10 protein-coding genes are annotated in these 13,809 nt (G+C 62.5%); 7 read left to right on the forward strand and 3 right to left on the reverse strand.

The window, feature by feature from the left end:
• Window positions 1-553 precede the first annotated feature (553 nt).
• From G5149_RS05485 to G5149_RS05500, 4 genes are all read left to right on the forward strand, one after another.
• Entirely contained in the window at window positions 554-694 is a 141-nt protein-coding gene (locus G5149_RS05485; RefSeq protein WP_005338239.1) for a hypothetical protein, read from the forward strand.
• On the forward strand, window positions 694-2,040 hold the full coding sequence (locus G5149_RS05490) for an APC family permease (RefSeq protein ID WP_421211934.1): 1,347 nt from the start codon (window positions 694-696) through the stop codon (window positions 2,038-2,040). The genes G5149_RS05485 and G5149_RS05490 overlap by 1 nt, the downstream gene beginning before the upstream one ends.
• Before the next feature lie 313 nt (window positions 2,041-2,353).
• Window positions 2,354-3,502 carry a sodium:phosphate symporter gene (locus tag G5149_RS05495; protein WP_005359054.1) on the forward strand — a complete coding sequence of 383 codons (1,149 nt, stop codon included), beginning with the start codon at window positions 2,354-2,356 and terminating at the stop codon, window positions 3,500-3,502.
• A 174-nt stretch (window positions 3,503-3,676) separates the two neighbouring features.
• Window positions 3,677-4,147 carry an FKBP-type peptidyl-prolyl cis-trans isomerase gene (locus G5149_RS05500; protein ID WP_005347462.1) on the forward strand — a complete coding sequence of 157 codons (471 nt, stop codon included), beginning with the start codon at window positions 3,677-3,679 and terminating at the stop codon, window positions 4,145-4,147.
• 134 nt (window positions 4,148-4,281) lie between these two features.
• On the opposite strand, the gene ggt is transcribed toward G5149_RS05500, so the two are convergent.
• Window positions 4,282-6,063 carry a gamma-glutamyltransferase gene (gene ggt, locus G5149_RS05505; RefSeq protein ID WP_337072346.1) on the reverse strand — a complete coding sequence of 594 codons (1,782 nt, stop codon included), beginning with the start codon at window positions 6,061-6,063 and terminating at the stop codon, window positions 4,282-4,284.
• A 191-nt stretch (window positions 6,064-6,254) separates the two neighbouring features.
• Window positions 6,255-7,166 carry a recombination-associated protein RdgC gene (gene rdgC, locus G5149_RS05510; protein ID WP_005350107.1) on the reverse strand — a complete coding sequence of 304 codons (912 nt, stop codon included), beginning with the start codon at window positions 7,164-7,166 and terminating at the stop codon, window positions 6,255-6,257.
• A 179-nt stretch (window positions 7,167-7,345) separates the two neighbouring features.
• Between rdgC and G5149_RS05515 the strand changes: the two genes are divergently transcribed.
• The 3 genes from G5149_RS05515 (at window position 7,346) to G5149_RS05525 (ending at window position 12,853) form a co-directional block, all read left to right on the forward strand.
• A complete protein-coding gene (locus G5149_RS05515; RefSeq protein ID WP_216978334.1) occupies window positions 7,346-7,774 on the forward strand; it encodes a GNAT family N-acetyltransferase in 429 nt (142 codons plus the stop codon).
• Between the two features lie 103 nt (window positions 7,775-7,877).
• Window positions 7,878-9,104 (forward strand): exonuclease SbcCD subunit D C-terminal domain-containing protein, encoded by a 1,227-nt coding sequence (locus tag G5149_RS05520; RefSeq protein ID WP_320545260.1) that lies wholly within the window; start codon window positions 7,878-7,880, stop codon window positions 9,102-9,104.
• Complete coding sequence (locus G5149_RS05525; RefSeq protein WP_421211936.1) at window positions 9,101-12,853, forward strand: AAA family ATPase; 3,753 nt, start codon at window positions 9,101-9,103, stop codon at window positions 12,851-12,853. Before G5149_RS05520 ends, G5149_RS05525 begins: the two co-directional genes overlap by 4 nt.
• Before the next feature lie 72 nt (window positions 12,854-12,925).
• On the opposite strand, the gene G5149_RS05530 is transcribed toward G5149_RS05525, so the two are convergent.
• Window positions 12,926-13,690, reverse strand: a complete 765-nt coding sequence (locus tag G5149_RS05530; protein ID WP_337072348.1) for a class III extradiol ring-cleavage dioxygenase — start codon at window positions 13,688-13,690, stop codon at window positions 12,926-12,928.
• Between the last annotated feature and the right edge of the window lie 119 nt (window positions 13,691-13,809).

Genomic DNA, 13,809 nt, shown 5'->3' on the forward strand with positions numbered 1-13,809 from the left:
GGAAGTGTGACTGATTTCAAATAACTACCCAGCCGGACCGCTCGCCGTGCCATGGCCCGAGCCGCGTCGCCTCCTATCATTAGTCACTAATGTGAATGGATATGCAATCACTCTTTTTCCATTTCACCCCCTCCCATCCCCCGCCAGCCGATAAGATCGCTGGACTCGAGCCCGGGGGAACGCCGGCAAATATGATCAGGATCAATGTTGAGGCGCTATGCACCCTGCAGCCCCAATTTGCCGACTTTTCATACGTTACGACAGGGTTCTCTTCCCCCCCGAAAAGGGGGGAGCGGCTCGGGGACGGCTGCCGGGGGCGAGTGACCACTTACCCGCCCCCTGCGTATGCAAAAAAATGCGTTAATCCGCCCTTTTTTGCTTGTCAAGGGGGCTGACCGAATGCACAATACGCCGCCAATAAAGGACCGATGTTCACTGCGACATCGGTTTTTCTATTTTGAAGTGCAGTACAAACCCACCACAAGAGGCCGGAACATTTCCGGAAGTGATATCCGAGATTGCCAAACAATCTCCCGACGTTGAGAGGATAACAATGGGGCGTTTTAATGCTTTCCTGCCGGTACAGCCCGGTATGCGCCTCCCCGGCGCCCTTGATGTACAGGCTTGCGAATCCATCGTATCCCTGCGCTCGTTGCAAGCACGTGCTGCGGCACTGATTGAGGAGAAAGCGTAATGGCATCGCAAAACGCCAAGCTGCTCAAGACCCTTACCCTGACACAAGTGATTGTGATGGGTCTGGCCTATCTGACCCCCATGGCTGTCTTCGACACCTTCGCCATCGTCGGTGACATCACCGATGGCCGGGTCGCCACCGCCTATCTGCTGGCTCTGGGTGGCATCCTGCTCACCGCTTTCAGCTACGGTCATCTGGTACGCAAGTTCCCCTCTGCGGGCTCTGCCTATACCTATGCCCAGAAGGTGTTCAACCCCTACGTCGGTTTCATGGTCGGCTGGTCATCCCTGCTCGACTACATGTTCATGCCGATGATCAACATTCTGCTGGCCAAGATCTACCTGACCGCCATGTTCCCGGGCGTCGAGCCCTGGGTGTTCATCTTCGGTCTGGTGACCGTGATGACCTTCCTGAACCTGCGCGGCATCAATCTGGTGGCCAACTTCAACGGTCTGATCGTGGTGATCCAACTGGCCATCATCACCCTCTTTATCGGCCTGATGGCGTGGGGCATCTACCACGGTGAAGGGGCTGGCACCCTGATGAGCAGCCGTCCGTTCCACTTCGAGTCAGCACAGCTGGTGCCGCTCTTTACCGGTGCCACCATCCTCTGCTTCTCGTTCCTTGGCTTTGACGGTCTGAGCTCCCTCTCCGAAGAGACCCCGAATGCCGGCAAGGTGATCCCCAAGGCGATCGTGCTGACGGCCCTTATCGGCGGCATCATCTTCGTGGTGGTCTCTTACTGCCTGCAGCTCTACTTCCCGAGCCTCGCCCGCTTCCAGCATCCGGATGCGGTACTGCCGGAGATCGCCCTCTACGTTGGCGGCACCTTCTTCCAGTCCGTGGTGCTGGTCTGCACCACGGTCGCGGTACTGGCCTCCGGCATGGCGGCTCACGCCGGCGTGTCGCGCATCCTCTACGTGATGGGGCGTGACCGCATGATCCCGGAGCGGGTGTTTGGCTACATCCACCCGAAATACCGCACTCCGGCCATCAACGTGCTGATGGTGGGCGGTCTGGCCCTCTCCGCCGTGTCGTTTGATCTGGATACCGCACTGGCGCTGGTCAACTTCGGCGCACTGGTGGCGTTCAGCTTCGTCAACCTGTCGGTGATCGGTCAGTTCTGGGTGCGCGAGAAGTGCAACAAGACCCTCAAGGATCACCTCATCTACCTGTTGATGCCGCTGCTCGGCGCCGCCACCATCGGTGCTCTGTGGATCAACCTGGAGCAAAGCTCGCTGGAGCTGGGCCTGATCTGGGCTGGCCTCGGCGCAACCTATCTGTTCCTGCGTCTGGCGGTGTTCCGTATCCCGTTCCGTCAGTACGAGGAAGCGGCTGACGCCTGATCCTTTGCGGATAACGGATAGACAGAAGGGGAGCCATGGCTCCCCTTCTTGCTATTTGACGGGCTGAATATGGGGCTCGACTATTGCCACTCTGGCGCTGCCTGCCCATCGTGGTCGGCAAGAAACAGCCAGGGCGGATGACGCCAACAGCCCTATTTCTCGCCATCCCCATCATCTATTGGCGAGCAAACCACCAACACAAGTCATAAAACCATCATAAAAGTGTCACCTTGTCATATTTCTGTCATTAACCATTGATTAAATGCGCGGGTCATCAACAACCCAAGACGGAACGACCGTCTCAAGAGGCTTTATGCAACACCATCACTCCTTGTCACAGCCGCCCGCGACCCGCGCCCTGTTCAACTGGATGAGTGTCATCGTACTGGTCTACCTGATCCTGGTTGCCGTGGGCGCCATCTCCCACGGCTTCAAAGATTTCTCCGGCGGCGCCGAGGGCGCAGCCCAGATCTTCGCCTTTGCCAACAACCCCTTTGTCGCCCTGCTGCTGGGTATTCTCGCTACCGCGCTGGTGCAATCCTCCAGCACCGTCACCTCGGTGATCGTCGGTCTGGTGGCTGGCGGCCTGCCCATCAGCATGGCCATCCCCATGGTGATGGGTGCCAACCTCGGCACCACCATCACCAACACCATCGTCTCCATGGGCCATGTGCGGGATCGCGCCGAGTTCCGCCGTGCCTTCGCCGCCGCTACCGTGCACGACTTTTTCAACCTGCTGGCGGTGTTCATCTTCCTGCCGCTGGAGCTGATGTTCGGTCTGCTGCAACACAGCGCCGAGTGGCTGGCCAACCTGCTGGTAGGCTCCGCCAACATGTCGATGAAGGGCATGGATTTCATGAAGCCGCTTACCGCACCGGCCCAGCAGCTGATTGACAGCGCTGTTGCCTTCCTGCCGGGCAAGGGTGCCGCCATCGCGACCATCGTCATAGGTATCCTGCTGATCCTCGCCTGCGTCACTTATCTCGGCAAAGTGCTGCAACAGGTACTGGTTGGCCGTGCCAAAGAGGTGCTGCACAAGGCGCTGGGCCGTGGCCCGCTGACCGGCATCACTTCCGGTGCGCTGGTGACCATCATGGTGCAGTCCTCCTCCACCACTACCAGCCTGATGATCCCGCTGGCCGGCGGCGGCGTGTTCAGCACCCGTCAGCTCTACCCCTTCACCCTGGGGGCCAATATCGGGACCACCATTACCGCCCTGCTGGCTGCCACCGCCATCAGCGGAGCCGGTGCCCAGCTGGCCCTGACCATCGCGCTGGTCCACGTGCTGTTCAACCTCTTTGCCGTGGTCATCATCTATGGCATCCCCTTCCTGCGCGACCTGCCGGTGCGCGCCGCCGAGGGGCTGGCCCGGGTAGGCAGCGAGAACAAGCTGCTGGCTCTGGGTTATGTGACGGGTCTCTTCTTCGCCCTGCCCGCCCTGATGATGGTGGCCGCCAAGTAAGCGCCGCCGCCATGACAAGGGGCGAGTCACCGACTCGCCCCTTTTTGCGTCTGCGTCTCCGAGCTTTGCCTGCCCGCTCACATCCTCCCGCCCTGTGGCTCGCCATCAGGAGCGGTGCGCGATAAGATGGCGCCCTCATTGCACTTTTTACATTTCATGGAACAGGAAAAACCGATGAAATTCATACTGATCGCGCTGCTCATCGCCGGTGTGGCCTACTACTTCTACTCCAGCAGCAACAACAAGAAGCTGGCGGCTGACAACGTGCGGATTGGCGCCGAGTTCCTCGCCAGCAACAAGGAGAAGCCGCTGGTGACCACCACCGCCTCCGGCCTGCAGTACGAAGTGCTGACCCCGGGCACCGGCACCGTTCACCCCACCGCCACCAGCAAGGTGAAGGTGCACTACGAGGGCAAGCTGCTGGACGGCACCGTCTTTGACAGCTCGGTTGCCCGTGGCGAGCCCATCGAATTTGGCCTCAATCAGGTGATCGCTGGCTGGACCGAAGGGGTGCAGCTGATGGTGGAAGGTGAGAAGACCCGTTTCTACATCCCTGCCAACCTCGCCTACGGCGACCGCGCCGCGGGCAAAATCCCGCCGGGATCAGTCCTGATCTTTGATGTGGAGCTGCTGGGTATCCAGTAACCGCGCAGGATGCTCCAGTGGCAATATCCCACTGAGCGCCCGTCCTGATCTTTGACGTGGAGCTGTTGGGTATCCAGTAAGCGCACCATCAGCAACAAGGCCAGCATTATGCTGGCCTTGTTGCTATGGGAACCTCACTCCCCCTTGGCGATCCCTTCCCGACGCGGATCCGCTGCGCCAAACCAGCCGCCAGCATTGCGCTCAACCCCTTGCAGGCCGGAGGTTTGCTCATTCAGTACCACCTCATGTCCCCTCGCCTTCAATCCCTCGACCACCGACATGGGGGTGCGTCCCGCTTCCAGCTCGGTGGGGCCGTTGCGGCTGCCAAAGTTGGGCAGGTTGATGGCCTGTTGCAGGTTCAGGCCCCAATCCTGGGTACCGAGCAGGGTCTTGCCCACGTAGTTGATGATGGCGGAGCCCCCCGGCGAGCCCAGCGTCATGGTCAGCTCGCCGCTTGGCTTGTCAAACACCAGCAGGGGTGACATGGAGGAGCGAGGGCGCTTGCCCGGCTCCACCCGGTTTGCCACCGGCAGACCGGCGGCATCCACCGAGGTGAAAGAGAAATCGGTGAGCTGGTTGTTGAGCAGGTAGCCGTTGACCATCTGACGCGATCCGAAACCATCCTCGATGGAGCTGGTCATGGAGATGGCCATCCCCGCCTTGTCGACGATCGAGACATGGCTGGTGGAGGGGAGTTCCGGGGTCGCATCCTTGCCCCGCGCCAGCGCCAGTGGCGGCGTACCGGGCTTGGCAATCCCCATGGAGTGCCGACCGACAAGTTTGCCGCGTTCGGCCAGATAGCCTTTGTCCAGCAACCCCTGCACCGGCACGCTGACAAAATCGCTGTCGGCGACGTACTGGTTGCGATCGGCGAAGGCGAGACGCGCCGCTTCGCTGTAGAGGTGGATAGCCTCGCTGGAAGCAGCCAGTCCCCCCTCCTTCGTTGTGATCGGCTTGAGGGCCGCCATATCGCGGCTCTCCAGCATGCCGAAGATCTGGCCGAGTGCCAGGGTGCCGGACGAGGGAGTGGGAAAGCCACAGACCTTGCTCTGGCGATAGTCAAAGCAGAGGCCATCCCGCACTTTGGCCTGATAGCTGGCCAGATCGGTGGCCGCCAGTACCCCGGGATTGGTGGGATGCTGGCGCACCTTGGCCACCATGGCATCCGCCAGCGGCCCCCGATAGAAGGCATCCACCCCCTCCGTGGCCAGGGTGCGCAACACCTTGGCCAGCGCCGGGTTGGTCAGCCGGGTGCCTGCCGTTTTGGGGCTGCCATCCGCCTGATAGAAGTAGGCTCGCGCCTCAGGATCCCGTGCCAGATAAGGATCCTTGGCCAGCAATGTAGCCAGCCGTGGACTTATCACAAATCCTTGCTCTGCCAGCGTGATGGCGGGCTCGAACAGCGCAGCCCAGGGCAGCTTGCCATAACGCTGATGGGCCAGTGCCAGAGCGCGCAGGGTGCCGGGAACGCCGACCGAGCGGCCCCCTACCACCCCGTCATAAAACGCCAGCGGCTTGCCATCTTGCATAAACAGCTGGTCAGTGGCGGCAGCCGGCGCCGTCTCGCGGCCATCCACCGCACTCACCTTGCGGCCATCCCACACCAGCAGCAGCGTTCCGCCACCGATCCCGGAGGATTGCGGCTCCACCAGCGTCAACACCAGCTGCACCGCAATGGCAGCATCGACGGCACTGCCACCGGCCTTGATGATCTGGTAGCCCGCATCCACCGCCAGCGGGTTGGCGGCCGCCACCATGAAGTCATGGCCCTGCCAGCCCTGTTTGTCAGTCCAGCCACTGGCCGCCTCCGGCGCGATCAGGGTCTGGGCTGGCGGGGTGTAGTGAAAGCCGTTGTCACTGGCACAACCGGCCAGCAGGGCAAGGGCGACAGCCAGCCCCAGAGGTTTGCGCAACATGACACTCTCCTTGTCTGTTTTATGACCATGAAGAGGGACTATGTCACGATTGGCGCTGACAGCTCAAGTTATTGAATGAGATCAATATCTTACTCATCTATCAATAATGGCTATCCACAATAGATATAAAAAAACCGCCCGAAGGCGGTTTTTACGATGGGATGGCAGAGGCCAAACAGACGCAAGTCCGGTTAGATGGACTGCTCTTCGCCACCCAGGGCGGCAAACAGCGCCGGGATAAACTGGGACAGCTCGGAGGTGACCAGCGCGAAATCGGCATCCAGACGGGCGGCCGGATCTTCGCTGGTGACATCGTCGTTCTGCTCGCGCAGCTCTTCGCTGAATTTCAGCCGCTTGATGGAGAGATCATCCCCCAGCACGAAGCTGACGGTCTCGCCCCAGTTGAGGGCCAGCTTGGTCACCAGCTTGTCGTTGGCCAGGTGGTTCTTGATTTCATCCGTCATCAGATCCTGCTGCTTGCAGCGGATGATGCCGCCGTGCTCCATGGCACTGCGCAGCTCGGCTTCATCTTCCAGAGTGAAGGAGGCGGGCAGATTGCCCTCGTTCAACCACTCGGTCATGGTGATCTCGGGCGGGTTCTTGAGGGCCACCGGCACCACCGGCAGGGAGCCGATGGATTTGCGCAGCAGCGCCAGCAGATCGTCCGCCTTCTTGGCAGAACCTGCATCCACCACCATTAAATTGTCGGCCGGATTGATCCAGGCGAAGGTCTGGCTGGTACGACTGAAGGCACGGGGCAGCAGGGTGTGGAGGATCTCCTCTTTCAGCGCTTCCTTCTCTTTCTTCTTGAGGGCGCGTCCCTGTTCGAACTCGATCGCTTCTACCTTCTCGGCCAGCATCTCCTTGACCACGGTGCCGGGCAGCATCTTCTCCTCTTTGCGGGCGCAGATGAGGATGTGGCCGGAGGCAGAGTGGGTCAGGGTTGAGCCGAATTTGCCAAGGGGCTTGACCCACCCGAAACGGGAGATGTCCTGACTGCCGCAAGGGGTGAAGGCACAGGCTTCCAGCTGGGTTTCCAGCTGATCCACGGTCAGGTCAAAGGGGCGGGTAAAGCGATAAATCTGCAGGTTTTTAAACCACATGGCGTCCTCGGTCTCTAGATTGTCCGGCGGGCATTGTACTAGAGAGGCGCTTTGTGATCAGCCAATCATTCTCGCTAAATAAAGGGCGATCGACCTCACAGGGTCTCATTTATATCACCTGAACGGCCGTCAAGTTCCCCTAGACTGCGAGTGTACAAGTTGTTACCAAGGATGGATTTATGTTGCGGCCCAGTCGCCCGGAAGATATGGAAGAGATCGTCGAAATCTGGCTGCTGGCCTCCCTGCAGGCCCACGATTTCGTCGATGCCTCCTGCTGGTGGCAGGCCCAGGAGGATCTGCGTACCCGCTATCTCGATCGTGCCGCCATCTGGGTGTTTGAGGAGCGCGGCGATCTGCTCGGCTTTATGGCGCTGGTGGACAACTATCTCGCCGCCCTCTTTGTGCGTCCCGACCGTCAGGGTCGCGGTGTCGGCCACGCCCTGCTGCAGGAGGCCAAGCGTCAGGGGGCGTCGCTCTACGCCCGGGTCTTCGTCGAGAACGATCAGGCGGTACGTTTCTATCGTCGCCACGGTTTCGTCATCAAGGGTGAAGAGTCCGATCCCCTCACCGGTCACCCCCAGTACAAGATGTGCTGCGAACCCGCATGAACTGATGACAGACCGCTGTTTTACTTGAAAAAAGCACGGGGCATCCTCATCTTGTCTCCATCGGGTGCCGCGGGCACCATCCCTGCAACCGGGCTGCTTTCCAATGAAAATCCTCCATACCGCCGACTGGCATCTTGGCCATCAACTCCATGGTCATGACCGCCGTTTTGAACACGATGCCTTCCTCGACTGGCTGAGCGACACCCTCAAGGCGCGCGAGATCGACGCCCTGTTGGTAGCGGGCGATCTGTTTGATACCGCCAATCCCCCCGCCAGCGCCTGGCAACAACTCTACCGTTTTCTGGCGCGGCTGCGCGCCGAAATGCCCCGCCTCAACATGGTGCTGATCGGCGGCAACCACGACTCTCCCTCCAAGCTCGATGCCCCCCACGAGCTGCTGCGCGCCTTTGATCTGCATCTGGTGGGCAGCATCAGTCGCGACAGTGAGGGCAAGCTCGAGACCGACCGCCTGCTGGTACCGCTGCAAGACAAGGAGGGCAACATTGCCGCCTGGTGCGCCGCCGTGCCGTTCCTGCGCAGCAGCGACTTGCGGGTGGAGCCGTTGGAAGAAGGGCAGGACCGGCTGATCGAAGGGGTACGCCAAATCTACGCCGAGGTATTGGCCGAAGGGCGCGCCCGCTGCGGGGAGGGTCTGCCGCTCATCGCCATGGGCCATGCCTATCTGGCGGCGGGCCAGCTCTCGGAGCTGTCGGAGCGGCGGGTGCTCGGCGGCAACCAACACGCACTGCCTGCCGAACTCTTTGCCGGTGCCGACTACACGGCGCTCGGCCACCTCCATCTGGCCCAGAGCCCGGCCGAGGGGGTGCACTACAGCGGCTCGCCGCTGCCGCTTTCGCTGGCCGAAGCCAACTACAACCATCAGGTGCTGGAAGTGACCTTTTCAGAGGGGAAACTGGCCGGGCTGGAGCGGATCCCTGTACCGCGCGCGGTGGAGATGATCCGCCTGCCCCAGAGCAGCCTCGACGACGCACTCCAAGCCATCGCATCGCTCGAGCTGCCTGCTTGTCCACAAGAGGCACAACCCTTCCTCGAAGTGCGGCTGCTGCTGCCCAAGCCAGAAGCGCGCATCCGCGAGCGCATTCTCGCCGCAATCGCAGACAAACCGGTGCGTCTGGCCCGCATCAGCACCCAGTATCAGGGCTCGGGCGAAGGGCTGGCCGATGGTCGCGAGCGGCGCAGGCTCGATGAGCTCTCCCCCACCGAGGTGTTTCGCCTCTGCTATCAGCGCCAGTTCGAGGGGGAACCCGAAGCACAACTGGTCGCCTCGTTTGAAGAGATCCTGGAGCAGGTGAAGGAGTCAAACCAATGAAAATCTTGTCTCTGTCAGGTGAGAATCTGGCCAGTCTGACCGGCCCCTTCACCATCGACTTTACCAGGGGGGCGCTCGGCGCCGCCGGTCTGTTTGCCATCACCGGCAACACTGGCGCGGGCAAGAGCACATTGCTCGACGCCATTTGTCTGGCCCTCTACGACGAGATGCCGCGCTTTATTGCCAATCGCAAGAACGTGGCCGAAGTGGGCCGCATGGATGACGAGGAGAAACTCAAGGCCAACGATGTGCGCGGCATCCTCAGCCGCGGTCACGCCAGCGGCTTTGCCGAGGTGCAGTTTCGTGGCTGCGATGGCCGCATCTGGCTGGCCCGCTGGGCGGTGCGCCGGGCGCGAAACCGCTCGGAGGGGCGTTTTCAGGCGCAGGAGCGAACCCTGACCGATGTGGAGTCAGGGCAGGTTTTCTCCGGCAGCAAGCGGGAGCTGCAGGATCGCATCGACGAGCTGGTGGGACTCTCCTGGGAGCAGTTCCGCCGCGCGGTGATCCTGCCGCAGGGGGAATTTGCCGCCTTCCTCAAATCGGATGCCAACGAGCGCTCCGCCCTGCTCGAACGGATGACCGGCACCGAACTCTACTCTGCCATCTCCATCCAGACCTATGAACGGGCGCGGGAAGAACAGCAGAAGCTGGCCACCATCGCCCAGCGCCTCGGCGACGTGGCGCTGATGGATGAAGCGACCCGCGAACAGTGGGTAAGCCAGCAGGTGAGCCTCTCCACCACCCTCAAGCACGAGCAGCAACAGCAGCTGCTGATGCAGGACTTGCGCGACCTCAACAGTCGCATTGCAGCCCAGCTGCAGGGCTGCGCCGAGGGACAGGCGGCGCTCGATGCCGCCCTGCAGGCCCACGGCGCCGCGGCCCCCGAGCGCGAGGAGTTTGCCCGTGCCGAACAGGCCCAGGTGGCCCGAGCCGATCACGACGAGCTGGCCCGCCTCACCCTTGAGGTACAGCAGCAGGAGAAGGTGATCGCCGAGCTGGGGCCGGAGCTGGCCAAACTCGAGGAGCAGACCCAGCAGAGCGCGCTGACCGAACAGCAGTTGCTGGCGGAGAAGATCGCCGCCGAGCGGGAATGGGGTGCCCTGCAACCCGAACTCAAGCGGGCGCAGGAGCTCGATACCCGCATCCGGGAAAAAGTGCAGCAGTTGCAGAAGATCCAGCAGGAGGGGACACAGGAGCGAGAAGTGCAACTCACGCTGGAGCAGGGCTGGCGCGAGCAGAGCCGACAGGTAGAACTGCTCAAGCAGCAGCACCAGCAGTGGGGCCTTTGGCTCGAAGAGCACAAGGAGCTGGCACCGGTGGCCCGTCAGTGGCAACCCCTGCTCACCGCCATGCAAGATTGGGCCGAGGATGCCGACAAGTTACAACAGCTGCTCACCCTGCGGGATCACAAGCTGCGCGCCCTGCAACAGTTGCAGCGCCAGCTGGAGCAAGGCCAGCAGGAGCGCGACTACTGGCAACATGAACAAGCTCGGCTGCAACAGCAACAGAACGAGCTGCAGGAGCAGCAGTGGGAGAGCCGCCTCGCCAAGGCGCAGGAGCAGTGGCAGCAGCAAACCGAACAGCTGGGTCAGCTGCGCCAGCTGCTGGAGCTGGCCGATTATGGCCGCAACCACGGCGAACAGCATGGCCGCTTGCAGCAGGAGATTGCCCAGCTGGAGCAGGCGCTGGGCAAGCTCGCCACCCTAAGCGAAGAGCTGGCCCCCGCCCGCGAGCGGCTCGCCCTGCAGCGGGATGAAGCGCGCCATGCGCTGGAGCAGTCCCGCGCCATCGCCAGTTTCGAGCAGTATCGCCATATCCTGAGCGATGGCGAACCTTGCCCGCTGTGCGGTTCTGGGGAGCACCCCTACAGCCAGAGCCAGCCACAGGTGGCCGGCATTCTTGGTCAACTGGCGGAACGGACCCGCAGTCTGGAGCTGGAGTGGGAGCGGCTCAATCATCAATACATTCAGTGCGAGAGCGAGCGTCAGGAGCTGGCCCGCCAGCTGGCGGTGCGTCAGCAACATCTGCCGGAGCTGGAAGCCCGCGCCGAGCAGCTGACCCAGCGCTGGCAACAGCTGGGGGGCGATACCCTGCTTGGCCATCCGCTGCCGCTGCGCCAAAGCCCCATTGAGTGGAACGAGCTGATGAGCACCCTGCTTGGCCGTGGCCAGGCGCTGGAACAGGGGTTGGCCCAAAGCCAGCAGCAGCTGCGTCAGGCCCAGCTTGGCCAACAACAGCTGCAGGGAGTGCGTCAGCAACTTAGCCAGTTGGCTGCCCAGCACCAGCAGTTTGACCAGCAGTGGCAGGAGGCCGATCGCCAGCGCATCGCGCTGGAAGGAGAAGTGAAGGCAATGGGCGAGCAGGAAGCGACCCTGCGCCAGCGCCTCGAACAGGGGGGCAACCGTCTCGATGAGCAGATGGCTGGCCAACCCTGGCGCCAGTGGCTCGGCAGCCAACAGTGGCACGAGTGGCAGCAGGCCTGCGAAGCCTGGCTGCACGGCCAGAGCGAGTGGGAGCGGCTGGCCAGCGAGATCGCAAGCCTCACCCCGGCACTGAGTGCGCAGGAGGCACGCCTGCAGACCCAGCGCGAGCTGCTGCACAAGCTGGAGCGGGACTACAAGGAGCACGAACAGCAGCGGCAGGGGCTGCTCACCAGCCGCGCCGCCTGTCTGAATGGCGAGGAGATCCCGCAGGTCGAGAGCCGCTGGCAGCAACGACTGCAGCAGCTCGCCAGCGAACTGGAGGCGATGCAACAGAGCGCCCGCGCCCTGCGCGAGCGGCAGACCGAGCTCAAGACCCGTCTCACCCATGTGGAGCAGGAGAAGCAGGTGAGCAGCCGCCGCAAACGGGAGGTGCTGGGCCGCTGGGCTGCCCACGCCAGTACCCTCAGCATCGCCGAATATGACCTTCGCCGCCTGCTCGCCATCACCCCCGATGAACTCAAGGCTCGCCGCACTGCCCTGCAAGGGCTGGAGGATGCGGTTGGCGAGGCGCGCACCCGCCTTGCCGAGCGGCAACGGGCGCTGGCGCTGGAGGAGAGCAAACGGGATCGCTATCGGGAACATCACCCCGAGCTGGCCGCCCTGCCGGATGCAGAGCTGAGCGACCAACTGGCGGCACTCGATGCCCGTTGTCGCGCCCTTGAAGAGCAGCTGTTCGAGTGCAAGAGCAAGCTGGCACAGGCCGAAGCCGCCGCTCTCAAGGCAGGCAGCCTGCAACAGGAGCTGGCCGCCCAGCAGGCGATGGCCGACCACTGGCAGCAGCTGTGCGATCTGATCGGGCAGGCCAACGGCGCCAAGTTCCGCACCTTTGCCCAGAGCCTCACCCTCGAGCGTCTGCTGCTGGAAGCCAACGCCCAGCTCGCCGAGCTGTCGCCCCGCTACCGGCTGGAGCGGGTACCCGGCACGGATCTGGCGCTGCAAGTGGTGGATCTCGACATGGGGGACGAGGTGCGTTCGGTGGACTCCCTCTCCGGTGGCGAGAGTTTTCTGGTGTCGCTGGCGCTGGCGCTGGCCCTCTCCAGCCTCTCGTCACGGCAGACCCAGGTCGAGTCGCTCTTTATCGACGAGGGGTTTGGCACCCTGGATCCGGACAGTCTGGATCTGGCGCTCGCCAGCCTCGACTCCCTCCAAGCCGCCGGCCGCCAGATCGGGGTCATCTCCCACGTCCAGACGCTGGTGGAGCGGATTGGCGTGCAGATCAGGGTCGAAGCCCTCGGCGGCGGCGAGAGCCGGGTAGTGGTTCCCTGAGAGCCTTCGGCTAAATCACTACACCGTAAATAACAAGACCCCGCCAATTGGCGGGGTCTTGTTGAGAGGCTATCAGCCGAAGCGGTAGGCCCCCATATAGAGGCTGCCGCCATCCCAGCTCTCGTGCAGCCGGGTCGGCGCCACACCATCGGCCGCCCCCAACGCCACAAAGAGTGGGCGCAGATGATCGTCGTGGGGATGGGACTCCACCGCGCCTGGAGCCAGCCGACGATAGTCGAGCAGCGCCAGCCGATCCTCGTCGGCCATCTTCTGCTCCAGCCAGTCGACAAACAGGCTGGCCCACTCCGGCACTGGCGAGCCTTCCGGTGCCAGCGCCCGCAGGTTGTGGGTGATGGCGCCGGAGGCGAGGATGCCAATCCCCTGACTGCGCAGTGCCCCCAACACCTCTCCCAACTGCCACAACTGGGCCGGGGTGAAGCTCGCGGGAATGGAGACCTGCACCAGCGGGATCTCGCTGTTTGGGTCGATCAGAGATAGGGGCGACCAGACTCCGTGATCCAGCTCGCGCCGCACCGGGGTGGCGGTCAGTCCGGCCAGTGCCAGCTGGTCGCTCACCCCTTGTTGCAGCCACTCGGGGCTGCTGGCAGGCCAGCGCATCCGGTAGAGGGGCTCGGGGAAGCCGTAAAAGTCGTACATCAAGGCCGGTTTGGGCTCGACGTTGATCTGCAGCTCGCGGCTGAACCAGTGGGCGGAGATGACCACCAGCCCCTTGAGCTCACCCAGACGCAGGGTTCGCAGAAAGCGGGTGGCGGGTTGCTCACGCAGCACCAGATCCGGTGCGCCGTGAGAGATAAACCAGACGGGGGCGAGGGACATAAAGCAGACTCCAACAAAGTATCAGGGGGCGATACCGGAGGGGATATCGCTGTTGGAATCGATTATCCTCCCGCCATGAAAGGTGGACAATCCAGCAAGATAGATAAGAACTATCAACT

Origin of the sequence: Aeromonas sp. 600479, from assembly GCF_049175515.1 — a bacterium.
Lineage (GTDB): Bacteria > Pseudomonadota > Gammaproteobacteria > Enterobacterales > Aeromonadaceae > Aeromonas > Aeromonas veronii_A.